Source organism: Pseudomonas sp. GD03862, from assembly GCF_029840855.1.
Lineage (GTDB): Bacteria > Pseudomonadota > Gammaproteobacteria > Pseudomonadales > Pseudomonadaceae > Aquipseudomonas > Aquipseudomonas alloputida.
Map to the genome: position 1 here is coordinate 1 of NZ_JAOCDI010000008.1, position 18,304 is coordinate 18,304.

18 protein-coding genes are annotated in these 18,304 nt (G+C 62.5%); 11 read left to right on the forward strand and 7 right to left on the reverse strand.

The window, feature by feature from the left end; all coding sequences use genetic code 11:
* Window positions 1-250: hypothetical protein (locus N5D53_RS07470; RefSeq protein ID WP_279840182.1), on the forward strand; the 250-nt coding region annotated here is incomplete at its 5' end.
* A gap of 41 nt (window positions 251-291) precedes the next feature.
* Here N5D53_RS07470 and N5D53_RS07475 read toward each other — a convergent pair.
* Together N5D53_RS07475 and N5D53_RS07480 are read right to left on the reverse strand one after the other, a co-directional pair.
* Window positions 292-1,785 carry a CoA-acylating methylmalonate-semialdehyde dehydrogenase gene (locus N5D53_RS07475; RefSeq protein ID WP_064493232.1) on the reverse strand — a complete coding sequence of 498 codons (1,494 nt, stop codon included), beginning with the start codon at window positions 1,783-1,785 and terminating at the stop codon, window positions 292-294.
* 73 nt (window positions 1,786-1,858) lie between these two features.
* Window positions 1,859-3,205, reverse strand: coding sequence for an aspartate aminotransferase family protein (locus tag N5D53_RS07480; RefSeq protein WP_010951866.1), 1,347 nt, complete (start codon window positions 3,203-3,205; stop codon window positions 1,859-1,861).
* A gap of 118 nt (window positions 3,206-3,323) precedes the next feature.
* On the opposite strand from N5D53_RS07480, the gene N5D53_RS07485 reads away from it, so the two are divergent.
* The 5 genes from N5D53_RS07485 to N5D53_RS07505 all read left to right on the forward strand — a co-directional run bounded on the left by N5D53_RS07485 (window position 3,324) and on the right by N5D53_RS07505 (window position 7,677).
* A complete protein-coding gene (locus N5D53_RS07485) occupies window positions 3,324-4,241 on the forward strand; it encodes a LysR family transcriptional regulator (protein WP_014755221.1) in 918 nt (305 codons plus the stop codon).
* A gap of 90 nt (window positions 4,242-4,331) precedes the next feature.
* The gene (locus N5D53_RS07490; protein ID WP_003255279.1) at window positions 4,332-4,994 is read left to right on the forward strand and encodes a TetR/AcrR family transcriptional regulator; all 663 of its coding nucleotides are present in this window, start codon (window positions 4,332-4,334) and stop codon (window positions 4,992-4,994) included.
* 9 nt (window positions 4,995-5,003) lie between these two features.
* On the forward strand, window positions 5,004-5,588 hold the full coding sequence (locus N5D53_RS07495; protein WP_104960729.1) for a YigZ family protein: 585 nt from the start codon (window positions 5,004-5,006) through the stop codon (window positions 5,586-5,588).
* Window positions 5,589-5,956: 368 nt separating this feature from the next.
* Entirely contained in the window at window positions 5,957-6,643 is a 687-nt protein-coding gene (locus N5D53_RS07500; protein WP_010951863.1) for an SDR family oxidoreductase, read from the forward strand.
* Between the two features lie 86 nt (window positions 6,644-6,729).
* Entirely contained in the window at window positions 6,730-7,677 is a 948-nt protein-coding gene (locus N5D53_RS07505) for an adenosine deaminase (RefSeq protein WP_010951862.1), read from the forward strand.
* Between the two features lie 20 nt (window positions 7,678-7,697).
* Here N5D53_RS07505 and N5D53_RS07510 read toward each other — a convergent pair whose 3' ends face one another.
* On the reverse strand, window positions 7,698-8,411 hold the full coding sequence (locus tag N5D53_RS07510; protein ID WP_053868202.1) for a helix-turn-helix transcriptional regulator: 714 nt from the start codon (window positions 8,409-8,411) through the stop codon (window positions 7,698-7,700).
* Between the two features lie 489 nt (window positions 8,412-8,900).
* Here N5D53_RS07510 and N5D53_RS07515 point away from each other — a divergent pair, with 489 nt between their 5' ends.
* Window positions 8,901-9,098 carry a hypothetical protein gene (locus tag N5D53_RS07515; protein WP_003255284.1) on the forward strand — a complete coding sequence of 66 codons (198 nt, stop codon included), beginning with the start codon at window positions 8,901-8,903 and terminating at the stop codon, window positions 9,096-9,098.
* Here N5D53_RS07515 and N5D53_RS07520 read toward each other — a convergent pair.
* Both N5D53_RS07520 and N5D53_RS07525 read right to left on the reverse strand, forming a co-directional pair.
* Window positions 9,049-10,230, reverse strand: coding sequence for a multidrug effflux MFS transporter (locus N5D53_RS07520; protein ID WP_003255285.1), 1,182 nt, complete (start codon window positions 10,228-10,230; stop codon window positions 9,049-9,051). The two genes, N5D53_RS07515 and N5D53_RS07520, sit on opposite strands and share 50 nt — an antisense overlap.
* 107 nt (window positions 10,231-10,337) lie before the next feature.
* A complete protein-coding gene (locus tag N5D53_RS07525) occupies window positions 10,338-10,535 on the reverse strand; it encodes a cation transporter (RefSeq protein WP_014589568.1) in 198 nt (65 codons plus the stop codon).
* A 145-nt stretch (window positions 10,536-10,680) separates the two neighbouring features.
* On the opposite strand from N5D53_RS07525, the gene N5D53_RS07530 reads away from it, so the two are divergent.
* The 4 genes from N5D53_RS07530 (at window position 10,681) to N5D53_RS07545 (ending at window position 16,037) form a co-directional block, all read left to right on the forward strand.
* A complete protein-coding gene (locus N5D53_RS07530) occupies window positions 10,681-11,067 on the forward strand; it encodes a hypothetical protein (RefSeq protein ID WP_003255287.1) in 387 nt (128 codons plus the stop codon).
* 52 nt (window positions 11,068-11,119) lie between these two features.
* The gene (locus tag N5D53_RS07535; RefSeq protein ID WP_104960728.1) at window positions 11,120-13,519 is read left to right on the forward strand and encodes a heavy metal translocating P-type ATPase; all 2,400 of its coding nucleotides are present in this window, start codon (window positions 11,120-11,122) and stop codon (window positions 13,517-13,519) included.
* Window positions 13,516-13,926: a Cu(I)-responsive transcriptional regulator gene (gene cueR, locus N5D53_RS07540; protein WP_104960727.1), complete on the forward strand. Its 411-nt coding sequence runs from the start codon at window positions 13,516-13,518 to the stop codon at window positions 13,924-13,926. The genes N5D53_RS07535 and cueR overlap by 4 nt, the downstream gene beginning before the upstream one ends.
* Before the next feature lie 167 nt (window positions 13,927-14,093).
* Window positions 14,094-16,037 (forward strand): methyl-accepting chemotaxis protein, encoded by a 1,944-nt coding sequence (locus tag N5D53_RS07545; protein ID WP_104960726.1) that lies wholly within the window; start codon window positions 14,094-14,096, stop codon window positions 16,035-16,037.
* Window positions 16,038-16,131: 94 nt separating this feature from the next.
* On the opposite strand, the gene N5D53_RS07550 is transcribed toward N5D53_RS07545, so the two are convergent.
* On the reverse strand, window positions 16,132-16,911 hold the full coding sequence (locus tag N5D53_RS07550; protein ID WP_020193139.1) for a helix-turn-helix transcriptional regulator: 780 nt from the start codon (window positions 16,909-16,911) through the stop codon (window positions 16,132-16,134).
* A gap of 89 nt (window positions 16,912-17,000) precedes the next feature.
* Window positions 17,001-18,278 (reverse strand): acetyl-CoA C-acetyltransferase, encoded by a 1,278-nt coding sequence (locus tag N5D53_RS07555; RefSeq protein ID WP_104960725.1) that lies wholly within the window; start codon window positions 18,276-18,278, stop codon window positions 17,001-17,003.
* Window positions 18,279-18,304: the final 26 nt, after the last annotated feature.

An 18,304-nucleotide genomic window follows, 5' to 3' on the forward strand; every position in this document is an offset into this window, starting at 1 on the left:
GCCTGCGGGATTCGCGCGCGAACGCCTTGGTGCCTGTCTCGATATCGCGTCGTACCAACAAGGCGGTCGCGCGCGCCTGGCACAGGAGGGACTGGCCAGAAACAAACGTAGGAGCGGGTTTACCCGCGAAGCGCCGCGCGGGCGGCGCTCGGTCTCACAGGCGCTGCAGGGGTTGTGGCGGACACATCTCACAGCCAACACCCTCTCAAACCAGTTCCTCCCCAACAGCAACAACCAACCCCAAAAATAAAGCGGGGAGGCCTGACGGCCTCCCCGCTTCATCTACTTCCCTTACAGGCTAGGGAATGCAAACTGCGACGCTTCATGGCTGGCCCGCTGCGGCCAACGCTGGGTAATGGCCTTGCGACGGGTATAGAAGCGCACACCATCCGGGCCATAGGCATGCAGATCACCAAACAGCGAACGCTTCCAGCCACCAAAGCTGTGGTAGGCCACCGGCACCGGCAGCGGTACGTTCACACCCACCATACCCACTTCGATCTCGTCGCAGAACAGACGGGCCGCTTCACCGTCACGGGTAAAGATGCAGGTGCCGTTGCCATACTCGTGATCGTTGATCAGCTGCATGGCCTGCTCCAGGCTATTCACCCGAACCACGCACAGTACCGGGCCAAAGATCTCCTCTTTATAGATGCGCATCTCTGGGGTCACATTGTCGAACAGGGTGCCACCTACAAAGTAGCCATCTTCATTACCCGCCACACGGAAGCCACGGCCATCCACCACCAGCTTGGCGCCAGCAGCAACACCGTCATCGATGTAACCCACGACCTTGTCACGCGCTGCCGCAGTCACCAGCGGGCCCATGTCCAGGCCGCACGAGGTGCCGGCACCAATCTTCAGCGCCTTGATCTGTGGCTCCAGCTTGGCAATCAGGGCATCGGCCACTTGGTCGCCCACGCAAACGGCTACCGAAATGGCCATGCAACGCTCGCCACACGAACCGTAAGCCGCGCCCATCAGTGCACTGACTGCGTTGTCCAGGTCGGCATCCGGCATCAGCACCGCGTGGTTCTTCGCGCCCCCCAGGGCTTGTACACGCTTGCCACGCTTGGTGCCTTCGGCATAGATGTACTCGGCGATCGGGGTCGAACCCACGAAGCTCAGTGCTTTGACTTCCGGCGCTTCGATCAGCGCATCCACCGCTTCCTTGTCACCGTGCACGACGTTGAGAATGCCCTTCGGCAGGCCGGCTTCCAGCAGCAACTGGGCAATGTACAGGGTCGAGCTCGGGTCACGCTCGGAAGGCTTGAGGATGAAAGCGTTGCCGCAGGCGATGGCCAGCGGGTACATCCACAGCGGCACCATGGCCGGGAAGTTGAATGGGGTGATACCGGCAACCACGCCCAGCGGCTGGAAGTCGGACCAGGCGTCGATGTTCGGACCGACGTTACGGCTGTACTCCCCCTTCAGCACTTCTGGGGCTGCACACGCAAACTCGACGTTCTCGATACCACGCTTCAGTTCGCCGGCGGCGTCTTCCAGGGTCTTGCCGTGCTCTTCGCTGATCATCTGCGAAATCTTGGCTTCGTTCTGCTCCAGCAGTTGCTTGAAGCGGAACATCACCTGGGCGCGCTTGGCCGGAGGGGTGTTGCGCCAGGCCGGGAAGGCTGCCTTGGCCGAGTCGATCGCTTCCTGCACGGTTGCGCGGCTGGCCAGTTCGACCTTGCGAACGGCCTGGCCAGTGGACGGGTTGAAGACATCGGCGGTGCGCTCACCCTTGGTAACCAGTTCGCCGTGAATCAGGTGCTGAACAATGCTCATGCAAAACTCCAGATAAACAAAGGAGAGCCAGGCGCGCGCTGCGGGCATACGCCTGGCATCAAAATCGGAAAGATCAGTCGATCAGGTTCAGGGTTTCGCCAACAGCATCGAACAAGCGGTCCAGTTCCTGCGGCTTGGTATTGAAGGTTGGGCCGAACTGCAGGGTGTCGCCACCAAAGCGTACATAGAAGCCCGCTTTCCACAGCTTCATGGCCGCTTCGTAAGGGCGAACGATGGCATCACCGTCACGGGCGGCGATCTGGATGGCGCCGGCCAGGCCGTAGTTACGGATATCGACGATATTCTTGGTGCCCTTCACGCCGTGCAGCAGCTTCTCGAAATGCGGCGCCAGTTCAGCCGCGGACTGCACCAGGTTTTCCTTCTGCAGCAGGTCCAGCGCGGCGAGACCGGCGGCACAGGCTACCGGGTGCGCCGAGTAGGTGTAGCCGTGTGGGAATTCCACGGCGTATTCCGGGGTCGGCTGGTTCATGAAGGTCTGGTAGATCTCGCTGCTGGCAATCACTGCGCCCATCGGGATGGCGCCGTTGGTCACCTGCTTGGCGATGCACATCAGGTCCGGGGTAACGCCGAAGGCTTCCGAGCCGGTCATCGCCCCCATGCGGCCGAAGCCTGTGATCACTTCGTCGAAGATCAGCAGAATGTTGTGCTGGGTGCAGATTTCACGCAGGCGCTTCAGGTAACCCTTTGGCGGCGGCAGCACACCGGCCGAACCGGCCAGCGGCTCGACGATGACTGCTGCGATGTTGGAGGCATCGTGCAGCTCGATCAGCTTGAGCATTTCGTCAGCCAGCGCGATACCGCCCTCTTCCGGCAAGCCTTTCGAGAAGGCGTTCACCGGCAATACAGTGTGAGGCAGGTGGTCGACGTCCAGCAGTTGGCCAAACATCTTGCGGTTACCGTTGACGCCACCCAGGCTGGTACCGGCGATGTTCACGCCATGGTAACCACGGGCACGGCCGATGATCTTGGTCTTGGTTGCCTGGCCTTTCAGGCGCCAGTAGGCACGCACCATCTTCAGTGCGGTATCGGCGCACTCGGAACCGGAGTTGGTATAGAAGACGTGATTCAGATTGCCCGGAACCAGCTCGGCGATCTTTTCCGCCAACTGGAACGACAGCGGGTGGCCGAACTGGAACGCTGGGGAGTAGTCCAGCGTACTCAGTTGACGGGTCACCGCGTCAGCGATTTCCTTGCGAGTGTGCCCTGCGCCGCAGGTCCACAGGCCAGACAGGGCGTCGAAGATCTTGCGCCCGTGGTCATCGACCAGGTAGTTGCCTTCGGCCGCCACGATCAGGCGTGGATCGCGCTGGAAGTTGCGGTTGGCGGTGTAGGGCATCCAGTGGGCGTCCAGCTTGAGCTGGCTGGCGATACCGGCAGGACCAGTTTCGGGCATGTTCATCGGCGGTTCCTCGGAAGACGATTAGGCAACGATGGATGTTGTTGCAGCTAAATTGGCACGGCGATAGAGTCTGAAAAAGCCTACATTTCTAACCTTCAGACAGGCCGTGACTAAACTAATGAGCCGACGCCCCGATCCACTCGCCCAAGTCAGCGATTTCGACATCCGCCTGCTGAAGATCTATCGCAGCGTCGTCGAGTGCGGTGGCTTCTCGGCTGCCGAAAACGTACTGGGCATTGGTCGCTCGGCCATCAGCCAGCAGATGAACGACCTCGAGCAACGCCTCGGCCTGCGCCTGTGTCAGCGCGGCCGCGCCGGTTTCTCGCTGACGGAGGAAGGCCGCGAGGTCTACCATTCAGCCCTGCAACTGCTCAGCGCGCTGGAAAGCTTCCGCACCGAGGTCAACGGCCTGCACCAGCATTTGCGCGGCGAGCTGAACATCGGCCTGACCGACAACCTGGTGACGTTGCCACACATGCGTATCACCCACGCCCTGGCGGAACTCAAGGATCGGGGCCCTGATGTGCGCATCCAGATCCGCATGATCGCCCCCAGCCAGGTCGAGCACGGCGTGCTCGACGGCAGCCTGCACGTTGGCGTCGTACCACAGACCAGCCCGTTATCGGGGCTTGAGTATCAACCGTTGTACAGCGAACGCTCGCTGCTGTACTGCGCGGTTGGCCACCCGCTGTTCTACGCCGACGACCAGCAGATAGACGACGAGCGCCTCAACAGCCAGGAAGCCATCACCCCCACCTTCCGCCTGCCGGCCGACATCCAGGCGCACTACCAGGCGCTGAATTGCACAGCCAGTGCTTCTGACCGCGAGGGCATGGCGTTTCTCATCCTTACCGGGCGCTATATCGGCTACCTGCCCGACCACTACGCCATGTTCTGGGTGCAGCAAGGCCGTTTGCGTGCGCTCAAACCCAAGGAGCGTTTTTATGACCTGAGCCTGAGCTGGGTTACCCGCAAAGGCCGGCGCCCCAACCTGGTGTTGGAAAGCTTCCTCGAAAGCCTGGCTGCGACACGTTGATGCCTGTCTGTGCCGCAAACGCTTGTCACTTCGGCACAGGCAGGTAATCTTGTCCCACAGCCGCAGCCACTGCACCGTACGGAATCGTCCATGACCCTAGAAGTCCCTGCGCATCGCCTCTCCGCCTCGGGCAAGCCCGCGGGCCGTATCCGCCAGAAGAACGAACAGGCCATTATCCAGGCCGCCGAAGATGAATTCGCCCGCCATGGTTTCAAGGGCACCAGCATGAACACCATCGCCCTCAAGGCGGGGTTGCCCAAGGCTAACCTGCATTACTACTTCACCAACAAGCTGGGCCTGTACATCGCCGTGCTCAGCAACATCATCGAGTTGTGGGACAGCACCTTCAACGCCTTGAGCGTCGATGACGACCCCGGTGAAGCCCTGAGCCAGTACATCCGCACCAAGATGGAGTTCTCCCGGCGCAACCCGCAAGCTTCGCGCATTTTCGCCATGGAAGTGATCAGCGGTGGCACCTGCCTGACCGAATACTTCAGTGCCGACTACCGCGAATGGTTCCGCGGCCGTGCTGCGGTATTCCAGGCCTGGATCGAAGCAGGCAAGATGGACCCGGTCGACCCCGTACACCTGATCTTCCTGCTCTGGGGCAGCACCCAGCACTACGCTGACTTCGCCACCCAGATTTGCCAGGTGACTGGCCGCAGCCGCCTGACCAAGCAGGACATGGAAGACGCGAGCAACAACCTTATCCACATCATTCTGAAGGGCTGCGGCATCAAGCCGGCTGCCTGACTGTCCTTTATGCCTTCTACCCTGCTCGACCTCTGCGAATACCGCGAGGAAATCCGCAAAAGCCGCTTCATCACCCTCGCCGGGCCGATCAGCAGCGCCGCCGAAGCGATGAGTTTCATCGAACGTCACAGCGACGTGGCCGCTACCCACAACTGCTGGGCCTGGAAACTCGGCGCGCAGTACCGCAGCAGTGACGACGGCGAACCCGGCGGCACCGCAGGGCGGCCGATCCTGGCAGCCATCGAAGCGCAGGACTGCGATCAGGTGGTGGTGCTGGTGATCCGTTGGTACGGCGGTATCCAGCTGGGTACCGGCGGCCTGGCCAGGGCTTATGGCGGCGGCGCCAACAAGTGCCTGCAACAGGCGCCCAAGCGCCTGCTGGTGCAGCGCAGCCATTTCAGCTGCAGTTGCAGTTTCAGCGAGCTGGCGCTGGTGAAGCTGCGCCTGGCCGAGGTTGACGGCCTGGTCCTGGATGAACAGTTCACCGCCAATGGTGTGGACCTGGTGATTGCCCTCGGTGACGCCCACCTGGCGCCATTGCAACAGCAACTGGCGGACCTGAGCCGCGGGCGTATTTTGCTCGAAGCACGCTGAACATTGCCCACAACAACTGTGGGCCTGCCTGTGGATAAGCTTGGGGCACTCTCTTGCAGGCTAGTGATTTCGAGGCCCCCAGAGCTTTGATCATATTTTGATCACTATTTGATGACAGTCGTAAACTGCTGAATGTGCGCGACTTATCCCCAGCGAACCGCCCATCCAAGCCGCACCCCTCTTGCTCACCTTGCACACAATAACTGTGGACCAGCTTGTGGATAACCCGTGCGCCAACGGGCGAAGCGCCCGGCCCCGCAAGGCCCAGACAAAACTGACCATTTTTTAACCAGACGCAAACCAGGCACGCGTATTCGCCGTGACGTATGCTCAATTCCTTTCTCCTACACCGATAAAGGAATGTTCCTATGGCTAATTCAAGAACTGCCCTCATCATCGGCGCCTCGCGCGGGCTTGGCCTGGGTTTGGTACAACGCCTGCACGAAGACGGCTGGCACATCACTGCCACCGTCCGTAACCCGCAGCAGCCCGGCGGCCTGGCGAACGTCCCCGGCGTGCACATCGAGCAGCTGGAAATGAACGACACCGTTCAGCTCGACAGCCTGCAGCAACGCCTGCAAGGCCAGGTGTTCGACCTGATATTCGTCAACGCCGGGGTCATGGGCCCCCTGCCGCAAGACCTGGAGGCAGTACACAACAGCGACATTGGCGATCTGTTCATGACCAACGCCGTGGCGCCGATACGCGTGGCTCGCCGCCTGGTGGGTCAAATACGCGAAGGCAGTGGTGTGCTGGCCTTCATGAGCTCGATCCTGGGAAGCGTCACTATCCCCGACGGTGGCGAAATCTGCCTGTACAAGGCCAGCAAGGCGGCACTGAACTCGATGATCAACAGCTTCTTCGTTGAGCAGCAGCGCCCGGACCTGTGCGTGCTGGCCATGCACCCGGGCTGGGTGAAAACCGACATGGGTGGCGAAAACGCCGAAATCGATGTGCTCACCAGCACCCGCGGCATGATCGAACAGATCAAGGCCCAAAGCGGCAAGGGCGGCCTGCGCTTCATCAACTACAAGGGCGAGCCCTTGGTCTGGTGATTCACCAGGTCGCAGCCCGGCTGGGCGCATTGCCCGGCCGGCCCCTGTAGAATGGCCGCAACCGTACCTGATTGAGATGAACCACTATGTATGACTGGTTGAACGCCTTGCCCAAGGCCGAACTGCACCTGCACCTGGAAGGCTCGCTGGAGCCCGAGTTGCTGTTCGCCCTGGCCGAGCGCAACAAGATCGCCTTGCCCTGGGCCGATGTGGAGACCTTGCGCGGTGCCTATGCCTTCAACAACCTGCAGGAGTTCCTCGACCTGTATTACCAGGGCGCCGACGTGCTGCGCACCGAGCAGGACTTCTACGACCTGACCTGGGCCTACCTGCAACGCTGCAAGGCCCAGAACGTGATCCACACCGAACCCTTCTTCGACCCGCAGACCCACACCGACCGCGGCATTGCTTTCGAAGTGGTGCTCAACGGCATCAGCCAGGCGCTCAAGGATGGCCGCGAGCAACTGGGCATCAGCAGCGGCCTGATCCTCAGCTTCCTGCGCCACCTCAGCGAGGATGAAGCGCAAAAAACCCTCGATCAGGCATTGCCGTTCCGCGATGCGTTCATTGCCGTAGGCCTGGACAGCTCGGAGATGGGCCACCCACCCAGCAAGTTCCAGCGGGTGTTCGACCGCGCCCGTAGCGAAGGCTTCGTCGCCGTTGCCCATGCTGGCGAAGAAGGCCCGCCCGAGTACATCTGGGAAGCCCTCGACCTGCTGAAGATCAAACGTATCGACCATGGCGTGCGCGCCATCGAGGACGAGCGCCTGATGCAGCGCATCATCGACGAGCAGATCCCGCTCACGGTGTGCCCGCTTTCCAACACCAAGCTCTGCGTGTTCGACCACATGAGCCAGCACAACATCCTCGACATGCTCGAGCGTGGTGTGAAAGTCACGGTCAACTCGGACGACCCGGCCTACTTCGGTGGCTACGTCACGGAGAACTTCCACGCTCTGCATACCCACTTGGGCATGACCGAAGACCAGGCACGTCGCCTGGCGCAGAACAGCCTGGACGCAAGGCTGGTTTGAGTAGCATGACGACGTTGCGCTCAACCGACCTGCAACGTCGCCACGCGGGCTATGCGATTGATCTGCTGGATACCCAGCGCCGAAATATGCAATGCCCGCGAGTCCTCCAACTCACGCATCCAGCCAGATTGCAGGAACAACCTGAACAAGGCCTGGCCCAGTACGCCACCCAGATGCGGGCCCTGGTCATTCCATTCGGTGCAGCGGCAGATCACGCAACCTCGTTGCTGGTGTGGCGCCAGGGCATCGATGTACACCCCGACCAAGGCCAACTGCGCCCGCCCCTCGTCACTGACCCTCAAGTGCCGTCCGCTGCCTTCCAACCAGCCAGCCACCACCATGCGATGGTACAGCTCACTGGCCAACTCCCCACCCAGGTGATCGCCACAACGGCGCGCCCGGCGCATCGACAGCGGCAGCGATGATACCGGCGTTTCGGCACGCTCTCCCCTGGCGCTTTCCAGCTGTACGCTGGCCAAGGCCTCTACCGCTGCTCCGACCTGCGGGGTAGCCAGACAGAAGTAACGTTTGCGGCCCCTGGCTTCATGCCTGAGCAAACCGGCCGACGACAGCAGCGAAAGGTGTGCGCAGGCTGACGATGAAGTCAGGCCAGTCATTATCGCGAGCTCATTGGCCAACCGTGGTGTGCCATCGATCAATGCCCACAACATGGCACTGCGCTTGGGGTCGGCCATCAGGCTGGCAATTTGACTGATACTGCTGGCTGCGTTCATGTCCTTGTAACTCCCTGCAAGTTCACGGTGGGGATGCGATGGCCAACCCTGCCAGGGAAGCGCCTCTCGCTGGCACTGGCCTGGCTCGCCAGTATAAGCCGCAGAAAAACGCCGGCCAGACGGCCAGGTGCCGTCGTACTCATGACGAAAAACCACTGGGTATGCCTACCCATTGCAAGCAGCGAAGCGGCTTCGAAAACGCCCCGGAACCAAGTCAAACAAGGCACCGGTACGCCCATACAAACGCGCTGAAACATCTTGATGAAAACAAACTTGCAGCCATTTCAGATGTGGCCCACAGCAACCTTCCACAAATAGCGCGAAACAAAGCGAAGGTTCTGCGGGTTTGCGGGCATTGCGCCCAAAGTAGGAAACACCGCCAGGGAAATGCACACACTTACCGTCAGTCAGGACGCTGAAGCCGTGTCATGGCAGGCTGGCGGGCCAGCGCTACACTTGAGCGGCTCCCCTTCCTGGAGGTATGCCGCGATGAAAATTATCGTAAGTGCGTCGAGCCGAAACCCCGCCTGCCCCTGGCAAGTCCAGCTCGATCAGCATGTGGTCAGTTTCCGCAGCGAGGCTGAGGCGCGCGCCTTCGTCGCCACGCTGGAAACCCGGCTGCAGGCACCTCACCCGCTCATGCGGGAGCCTTGGCCTGCAAACGCCGGGTCAACAGCGCAACACTGACCACCAGCGCCCCGCACAGGCTGATCACGATTGCCATGGGCACCGCACTGCCATCATGCAGCAGCCCGACCAGCGCCGCAGCACCCGCAGCTACGCTGAACTGCACACAGCCCATCAGTGCCGAGGCGCTGCCGGCACGCGCGCCCTGTCCACTCATGGCGCAGGCCGAAGCATTGGGAATGATGCAACCAAGGCTGGCGATACAGATGAACAGCGGCACCAGTAGCGGCCACAGTTGCGCAGGGCGCAACGCCGCCACGCCCAGCAGCACCAGGCCCGCAACCAGATACAGCCACACCGCACGGCCCAGCAGGAAGGCCGGCCCGCGTTTGGCCAGCAGGCGGGCGTTCACCTGCGCCACCAGAATAAAACCTGCGGCGTTGGTGCCGAACAGCCAGCCGTAGTGCTCAGCGGGCACGCCATACAGTTTGATGAACACGAAAGGTGAACCGGCGATATAGGCGAACATGCCGGCAATGGCGATACCGCCGGTCAGGGCATGTCCGAGGAAAACCCGATCAGCCAGCAGCCGCAGGTACTGGCGCAAGGCGCCAGATAGCGGTTGGCGGGGTATGTGCTCGGGCAGGCTTTCCGGCAGGCCCAGGCTTACCGCCAGCAGGCAGCCGGCACTGAACAGGCTCAGCGCAAGGAAGATCGACTGCCAGCCGGCCAGGTTCACCAGCACCCCACCCAGCATCGGTGCCAGGATTGGCGCCAAGCCCATGACCAGCATCAGTTGCGAAAACACTTTGGCTGAAGCTACCGGGTCGCACTTGTCGCTGACGATGGCCCGCGAAAGCACCATGCCGGCACAACCACCCAGTGCCTGGATGAAACGCGCCACCACCAAGGTATCGAGGTTGGGGGCGTAGGCACAGGCCAGTGATGCCAGGGTGAACAGCGTAACGCCGAACATCAGCGGTTTGCGTCGGCCAAAGCGGTCGGCAACCGGCCCATAGGCCAACTGCCCGATAGACAGGCCCAGGAAGTAGGCGGCCAACGTGGCCTGGACGTGTTTTTCATCGGTGGCGAACGCTTGCGCCATGGCCGGAAAGGCTGGCAGGTAGAAGTCGATCGCCAAGGGCCCGAACGCACTGAGTGCGCCCAGGATGAGCACCATTCGCAGGTTCATCAGGAATCCATAGCAGGCTAAGCAAGTGACTGATTCTACCTGCTGTGGACCCTGTCAATGTGAAAAGATTTGCAACACTGTTAGCGCCGGAGGGAGCAATCAGGTCTTCAGGCGAGTTCGGCCTGATACCCCTCATCCCGAATCGCAGTGAGGATCTGCTCCTGCGCCAACTCGCTCTGCACACGCACCTGTTTGCCTGCCAGATCAACTTCCACCCTGGCTGCCGCATCCTGCTCCTGCACCGCGCGGGTCACGGCTTTCACGCAATGGCCGCAGGTCATGCCTTGTACATTGAACACTTGCATGGGGGTTACCTCCTTCAGGTTTTTCACAAGTCTCAAGCTTGCCATCAGGGCAAGGTCAAGCCCTGCCTGCAACACCCGGGGTGGAAATCCGCGTCCGCGTCGGCCAAGCTGCGCCTTTGACGATCAGGCAAGCAGGAGATTTTTCATGTTCAGGGCAGCATTGGGCGTTGTCGGGCTCTTGGGCGCGCTGGCTGTGGTGCCACCGGCATTCGCCGAGGGCAACTCGGCCTACAGCGTACTGATCATTTCCCGGGAGCGCCTGGAAGTGGCCACCAGTTGCGAAATCGGCGTGTACCTCAACGACCAGCTTTCCGGGCGCGTTTTCCAGGAGCAGTCCACCTCGTTCAACCTGCCGCCTGGCCCGGTGGATGTGCGCCTGCGCCTGCTGCCTGGGCAAATGCCGGGTTGCGCCGCAGGTATAGAGGACCAGCGCAGCACGCGTTTGAATCTGCAGGCGGGCCAGATCAACAAATACCGCATCGCCATGGGGCAATATGGGCTGGAGTTGAAACGAGCCGACCTGGGCTATTGACCTTGCCTGCGTGGCAAGGTTGATGCTGGAGGCCTGTCCAAGGAGGAGAGCCATGCCCGCATCCACCACATACGACCTGCCGATCTCCGGCATGACCTGCGCCAGCTGTGCTGGCCGGGTCGAGCGCGCCCTGCGCAAGGTCACCGGCGCTGAACAGGTCAGCGTAAACCTCACCACTGAAAAAGCTCGGGTTCTGGCCCCGCCTGCCAGCCTGCCAGCCTTGGTCGAAGCCGTTCGCGAGGCCGGTTACGGGGTACCAACCCGCACCCTCGAACTGCAGATAGGCGGCATGACCTGTGCCAGTTGTGTCGGCCGAGTAGAGCGCGCCCTGGGCAAATTGGCCGGGGTCAAGCAGGTCAGCGTCAACTTGGCCAGCGAACGCGCGCACCTCGAAGTGCTTGCGGCCCTTGATGACAACCTGCTGATCGACGCTGTGCAAAAGGCAGGCTACAGCGCCAGCCTGCCGCAATCGACCAAGGACGACCAAAGCGCTGTCCAGCGCCGCCTGCGCAACGAGCGCCTGGCAGTCGGTGCAGCCTTGCTGTTGGCCCTGCCGCTGGTATTACCCATGCTGGTACAACCGTTCGGCTTGCACTGGATGCTACCCGCCTGGGCGCAGTTCCTGCTGGCCACACCCGTGCAGTTCATTCTCGGTGCCCGCTTCTACATTGCAGCCTGGAAGGCCGTGCGCGCCGGTGCCGGCAACATGGACCTGCTGGTGGCCCTGGGCACCAGCGCTGGTTATGGCCTGAGCCTGTACCAATGGGCACAGGCTCCCGCCGGTATGGCCCCGCACCTGTACTTCGAAGCCTCAGCCGTGGTGATTGCCCTGGTATTGCTGGGCAAGTACCTGGAAAGCCGCGCCAAACGCCAGACCGCCAGTGCCATCCGAGCCCTCGAAGCCCTGCGCCCGGAACGCGCCCTGCGCGTGGTCGACGGCGTGGAAGAGGACGTGGCCATCGCCCAGTTGCGCGTGGGCGACCTGGTACTGGTCAAGCCCGGCGAACGCTTCCCGGTCGACGGCGTGGTCGAAGACGGCAGCAGCCATGCCGATGAGGCCCTGATCAGCGGCGAGAGCCTGCCAGTGCCCAAGCAACCCGGCGACAGCGTCACCGGTGGCGCCATCAATGGCGAAGGCCGGCTGCTGGTGCGTACCCAGGCGCTGGGCACCGAGACCGTGCTGGCGCGCATCATCCGCCTGGTGGAAGACGCCCAGGCCGCCAAAGCGCCGATCCAGAAGCTGGTCGACCGTGTCAGCCAGGTGTTCGTCCCGGCCGTGCTGGTACTGGCGCTGATCACCCTGATTGGCTGGTGGCTGGCTGGGGTACCGCTGGAAACCGCGCTGATCAACGCCGTCGCCGTGCTGGTCATCGCCTGCCCCTGCGCCCTCGGCCTGGCCACGCCCGCCGCGATCATGGCCGGTACCGGGGTCGCCGCCCGCCACGGCATCCTGATCAAGGATGCCGAAGCCCTGGAGCGTGCCCATGCGGTCAACCGCGTAGTGTTCGACAAAACCGGCACCCTCACCTCCGGCAGCCCGCGGGTGGTTCACAGCCAGGCGCTGGACGGCAACAGCGCCGACCTTTACCGCCTGGCCGGCGCCCTGCAGCGTGGGAGTGAACACCCGCTGGCCAAGGCGGTGCTGGTGGCCTGTGCAGAGCAAGGGCTGGACGTGCCAACCGTTGCCGACAGCCAGTCGCTGACCGGGCGCGGCATTGCCGGTCGCGTTGAAGGCCGTGAACTGGCGTTGGGCAACCGCCGACTGCTTGACGAAAGCGGTCTGCAGCCCGGCGAGTTGGCCGCCCAGGCCCAGGCCTGGGAAGCTGAAGGGCGCACACTGTCGTGGCTGATCGAGCGCGGCAAGCAACCGAGAGTGGTGGGCCTGTTCGCCTTTGGTGACAGCCTCAAGCCTGGCGCCGCGCAGGCCATCGAAACCCTGCACGCCCAACACATCAGCAGCTACCTGCTGACCGGTGACAACCGTGGCAGCGCCAACGTGGTTGCCGAGGCACTGGGCATCGACGATGTGCACGCCGAAGTGCTACCGGCCGACAAGGCCGCGACCGTGGCCGCGCTCAAGCAGGATGGAGTGGTCGCCATGGTTGGCGATGGCATCAACGATGCACCGGCGCTGGCCGCGGCCGACATCGGCATTGCCATGGGTGGCGGTACCGACGTGGCCATGCAGGCCGCCGGCATCACCCTGATGCGTGGCGACCCGCGCCTGGTGCCCGCCGCGCTGGAAATCAGCCGCAAGACCTACGCGAAGATCCGCCAGAACCTGTTCTGGGCCTTCATCTACAACCTGATCGGCATTCCACTCGCCGCGCTGGGTTACCTCAACCCGGTCCTGGCAGGTGCCGCCATGGCCCTGTCCAGTGTCAGCGTCGTCAGCAATGCACTGTGGCTTAAAACGTGGAAACCCACCAGCAGCACCCAGGAGGCGCCATGAACATCGGCCAGGCCGCCCGCCGCAGCGGGCTCAGCACCAAGATGATCCGTTACTACGAGTCCATCGGCCTGCTCAAACCCGCCACTCGCAGCGACAGCGGCTACCGCCTGTACCAGGCGGAAGACTTGCACAACCTGGCCTTCATCAAACGCTCCCGCGACCTGGGCTTTTCCCTCGAAGAGGTCGGCAAGTTGCTGACCTTGTGGCAGGACCGCCAACGTGCCAGCGCCGATGTGAAGGCACTGGCCATGCACCACATCGATGAACTGAACCGGCGCATCGAGGAGCTGGTGAGCCTGCGCGACACCCTCGGCGAGCTGGTTTCGCACTGTCAGGGTGACGACCGCCCGGACTGCCCGATCCTCAAAGACCTGGCCAATGGTGCTGCAGGCAGCTGCTGTCACTGAGCTGCCACGAGCGTTTGGCATGCCATAAATGTCCAAACACGACCGATTAGTCACCAACCACGACTTTATCCAATAAATACGGGCGTTTCGGCTTCATAAAACCCGGATGCTGCCGATGTAGATGCTACCTGCCTCGTGTGTCGAAAATAACAATTCCGGGAGCGTCGATGAGCATCAAACAGAAATTGACCTGGGCATTCGCGGTCATCGCCGGCTTGCCCATCGTTCTGGTGGCCACCCTGGTGGTCATCAACCTGCGCGGCGAAGCCCGCGACGGATTCCTCGACAGCAGCAGCCGGGAAATCCGCCAGGTCAGCAACGCGATGAACATCTTCTTCCAGGGGATCAACCAGAACGTCGAGTACATGGCTTCCCAGCCAATGGTTGCCGCCACGGGCAGCGAGCTGAACAAGTACATGAGCGCAACCCCGTCCTACGAACTGGGCGAGCAGGCCAGCAAAATTCTCGACTTCATGACCCGCCTGGCCAACTCACATCCCGCCTACGCCTACCTGTCCTACGGGGTGAATGACGGCGGCTACACCGGCTGGCCGGCCGGCCAGAAGTTTGTCAATTATGACCCACGCACGCGCCCCTGGTACCAACTTGCCATGGCCAACCCTGGCAAGACACTGCGTACGGGTGCCTACTACTGGGCCGCCGACGATGCGGTGCTGGTCAGCACCGTGCGCACCGTGGCCAACCAGCTGGGCAACCCCGGCGGCGTGGTCAACATCGACGTGTCGCTCAAGGGCCTGACCGAGATCGTCAAGCAGATCAAACTGGGCGAAAGCGGCTACCTGATGCTGGTGGAAAGCAACGGCAACGTGATGGTCGACCCGCGCGACGCCACCCACAATTTCAAGCCGCTGGGAAGCTTTGGCGACGGTTATGCCAAGCTGGCCAAAGCCGGCAAAGGCCTGGTCGAGGTCGAACTCAATGGCGTGCACTACATGGCCAACGTCTACCCCGACCAGCAGCTGGGCTGGACCTTCATCGGCCTGATCGAACAAAGCGAAGTGATGCAGACCACCACCCGGCTCACCTGGCTGATCGGTGTCATCGCTGTGGTGTTGGCCGCGCTGTTCGCGGTGGTCGGTGCGGCCTTCGCCAAACTGATCGTGCGCCCGATCAACAGCGTCACCAATGGCCTGGAAGACATTGCCCAAGGTGAGGGTGACCTGACCCGCAACCTGGAAATCCGCGGCCGCGACGAAACCGCGCAACTGGCCAACTGGTTCAACCAGTTCCTCGGTGCCATTCGCAGCCTGATCCAGCACATCGGTGCTGCCGCCAGCAAGATCCTCAGCACTTCCAGCAGCTCGACCCGCGTCTCCAGCGACATGGCCGAGGCGGCCGGCCGCCAGCGCGAAGCCGTAGACATGGTTTCCACCGCATTCCACGAAATGGTCGCCACCGCCAATGAAGTGGCACGGTCCTGCAGCCAGGCGGCGCAGTCGGCCGACAGCGGTCAGCAGCAGGCCCGCGAAGGGCAGCAGCAGATCGATGCGGCGGTACACAGCGTTGATCGCCTGAGCCACGAAATCGAGCAATCGGCCCAGTCGATCCAACAGCTGGAGCGTGACAGCAACGCCATTCAGTCGATCCTCGGCACCATCCGTTCGATTGCCGAACAAACCAACCTGCTGGCCCTCAACGCCGCCATCGAGGCGGCCCGTGCCGGTGAGCAGGGCCGTGGCTTTGCCGTGGTGGCCGACGAAGTGCGGGCGCTGGCCAAGCGTACTGCCGACTCCACCGCCGAAATCGACGGTTTGCTGGGCAACCTGGCCAGCCGTACCGCCGAAGTGGCCGAGCAGATGCACGCCAGCCTGGAAGTGTCGCAGCAGTCGGTCAGCCGCATTGGTCTGGCCCGCGACAGCTTCGGGCAGATCCGTGAGTCGGTGGATGTGATCCGCGACATGAACACCCAGATCGCCACGGCAGCCGAAGAGCAGCATCAGGTGGCTGAGGACATCAACCGGCACATCAGCCAGATTCACGGGGATGCGCAGTTGGTGGCCGAGCTGGCCCAGGCGGCGCGCCAGGACTCCGAGAGCCTGGCTGGGCTGTCCAATGAGCTGGATATGCTGGTGCGCAGGTTCCGCACCTGATGATGCATGGCCTGTGCCGGCCCTTTCGCGGGTGGTAACGCGCCCTCCGTAGGCGCGGGTTTACCGCGAAGAGGCCGGCACAAGTAACCCTGAACTAAAGCTTCAACTCCCCCGGTGTCGCGCCAAATAGCTGCTTGAATGCCGCAATGTAGGCCGAGGTGGAGTCATACCCACACCCCAGCGCCGCCTCGGTCACATTCTCCCCCGCCTCCAGCAACGCCAGCGACGACAACAGCCGCATGCGCTGGCGCCAATTACGAAAGCTCAACCCGGTCTCCCGTTGAAACAACCGCATCAGCGTCTTTTCCGAACACCCCAGCTCCCGCGCCCACTGCTGCAAGGTCTGCGGCTGGTCTGGTGCAGCGATCAAGCCATTGCACAGCGCCAGCAAACCAGGGTGGCGGGGCAACGGCAGCGAAAAACCGACTTCCGGCAAGGTGCGCAACTGATCGAGCAGCACCGCTACCAGTCGCGCCTCGGCGCTGTCGTCCTCTGGGTAATCCGCCGGGAACAGGCAGAACTGCTTGATCAGCTCGCGCGCCAGCGGCGTCACTTCCAGCACCCGGCATTGTTCCGGCGCCCATGGGCAGGCATCGCGGCGCACATACAGGCTGCGCATCTCGGCTTGCATCGAGGTGACCACTTCATGCTCGGCATCGGCGGGGATCCACACCCCCCACTGCGGTGGGGCAAAGTAACTGCCGTCGCGTGTGTACACGCCGAGTACGCCGCTGATGGCGTAGGAAAACTGTACCCAGTCGTGCTGGTGGCGAGTCGTCCAGGAACCGGCGCCAAGGCTTTCGGCACGGGCGTAGAGCGGTCTGGGCAGGTGTTCCAGCGCGGGGATAGCGCGGGGGTGTCCGATGATCGGCATGGTATTTTCTTTTAGTTCTGACCAGACAAGCCTAACAGCTGGATCATGATCGAGGCACTCGCCCCCTCTGCCGTTACCCTGGAGGTACTTCAGCGCTCGACGATAACGGTCACCCCCTGCCCGCCTGCCGCACAGATCGAAATCAGCCCGCGCCCCTTACCCGCCGACGCCAGCAGCTTGGCGAGGTTGGCCAATATCCGCCCACCGGTCGCCGCGAACGGGTGCCCGGCCGCCAGCGAACTGCCCTTGACATTGAGTTTGCTGCGGTCGATCGCGCCAAGCGGCGCCTCCAGGCCCAACCGCTCACGGCAGTAATCGGCATCCTCCCAGGCCTTGAGCGTGCACAGCACCTGGGCCGCAAAGGCTTCGTGGATTTCGTAGTAGTCAAAGTCCTGCAGCGTCAGGCCATTGCGTGCCAGCAAGCGCGGCACGGCATACACCGGCGCCATCAACAACCCTTCGCGCCCCGTGACAAAATCCACCGCAGCAGTTTCGCCATCGACCAGATAGGCAAGCACCTGCAACCCCTGCTGCTGCGCCCACGCCTCGCTGCCCAACAGCACCAGCGAAGCACCATCGGTCAACGGCGTAGAATTACCCGCCGTCAACGTGCCCTGCCCGCTGCGGTCAAAGGCTGGTTTGAGTCTGGCCAACTGTTCAAGACTCAGGTCGGGGCGCAGGTTGTTGTCCCGTGCCAGCGAAAGAAACGGCGTCAACAGGTCGTCCTGCCAACCCTCGGCATAGGCAGCGGCCAGCTTCTGGTGGCTAAGCAGCGCCAATTCGTCCTGCTCGGCGCGGCCAACGCGCCAGGTGTGGGCCATGCGCTCGCAATGCTCACCCATCGACAACCCCGTACGCGGCTCGCTATTGCGTGGCAGCTCGGGTTTCAGGTGATGAGGCCGCAGCTTGAGGAAGGGCTTTAACCGTTCGCCAAGGCTTTTGCCACGGTTGGCCTGCAGCAATATGTGGCGCAAGCCTTCGTTGACGGCGATTGGCGCATCGGAGGTGCTATCGACACCGCCTGCAATACCGCAGTCGATCTGCCCCAGGGCAATCTTGTTGGCTACCAGCAGCGCAGCCTCCAGCCCGGTACCGCAGGCCTGCTGGATGTCATAGGCCGGGGTCTGCGGTGACAGGCGCGAACCCAACACGCACTCGCGGGTCAGGTTCATGTCGCGCGAGTGCTTGAGCACGGCACCGGCCACCACCTCGCCCAACCGCAGCCCGTGCAGGCGATAGCGTTCGATCAAGCCTTCAAGCGCGGCCGTGAGCATCGCCTGGTTGCTGGCCGTAGCGTAGGCGCCATTGGAGCGGGCGAAAGGGATCCGGTTGCCGCCCAGGATCGCGACCCGGCGAGTTGAACGCATGCGCGTGTTCCTCCTGAAACAATTTG

Coding starts and splice junctions, on each gene's coding strand:
- N5D53_RS07475 (WP_064493232.1), bottom strand. CDS start 1,785: ATGAGCATTGTTCAGCACCTGATTCACGGCGAACTGGTTACCAAGGGT.
- N5D53_RS07480 (WP_010951866.1), bottom strand. CDS start 3,205: ATGAACATGCCCGAAACTGGTCCTGCCGGTATCGCCAGCCAGCTCAAG.
- N5D53_RS07485 (WP_014755221.1), top strand. CDS start 3,324: ATGAGCCGACGCCCCGATCCACTCGCCCAAGTCAGCGATTTCGACATC.
- N5D53_RS07490 (WP_003255279.1), top strand. CDS start 4,332: ATGACCCTAGAAGTCCCTGCGCATCGCCTCTCCGCCTCGGGCAAGCCC.
- N5D53_RS07495 (WP_104960729.1), top strand. CDS start 5,004: ATGCCTTCTACCCTGCTCGACCTCTGCGAATACCGCGAGGAAATCCGC.
- N5D53_RS07500 (WP_010951863.1), top strand. CDS start 5,957: ATGGCTAATTCAAGAACTGCCCTCATCATCGGCGCCTCGCGCGGGCTT.
- N5D53_RS07505 (WP_010951862.1), top strand. CDS start 6,730: ATGTATGACTGGTTGAACGCCTTGCCCAAGGCCGAACTGCACCTGCAC.
- N5D53_RS07510 (WP_053868202.1), bottom strand. CDS start 8,411: ATGAACGCAGCCAGCAGTATCAGTCAAATTGCCAGCCTGATGGCCGAC.
- N5D53_RS07515 (WP_003255284.1), top strand. CDS start 8,901: ATGAAAATTATCGTAAGTGCGTCGAGCCGAAACCCCGCCTGCCCCTGG.
- N5D53_RS07520 (WP_003255285.1), bottom strand. CDS start 10,230: ATGAACCTGCGAATGGTGCTCATCCTGGGCGCACTCAGTGCGTTCGGG.
- N5D53_RS07525 (WP_014589568.1), bottom strand. CDS start 10,535: ATGCAAGTGTTCAATGTACAAGGCATGACCTGCGGCCATTGCGTGAAA.
- N5D53_RS07530 (WP_003255287.1), top strand. CDS start 10,681: ATGTTCAGGGCAGCATTGGGCGTTGTCGGGCTCTTGGGCGCGCTGGCT.
- N5D53_RS07535 (WP_104960728.1), top strand. CDS start 11,120: ATGCCCGCATCCACCACATACGACCTGCCGATCTCCGGCATGACCTGC.
- cueR (WP_104960727.1), top strand. CDS start 13,516: ATGAACATCGGCCAGGCCGCCCGCCGCAGCGGGCTCAGCACCAAGATG.
- N5D53_RS07545 (WP_104960726.1), top strand. CDS start 14,094: ATGAGCATCAAACAGAAATTGACCTGGGCATTCGCGGTCATCGCCGGC.
- N5D53_RS07550 (WP_020193139.1), bottom strand. CDS start 16,911: ATGCCGATCATCGGACACCCCCGCGCTATCCCCGCGCTGGAACACCTG.
- N5D53_RS07555 (WP_104960725.1), bottom strand. CDS start 18,278: ATGCGTTCAACTCGCCGGGTCGCGATCCTGGGCGGCAACCGGATCCCT.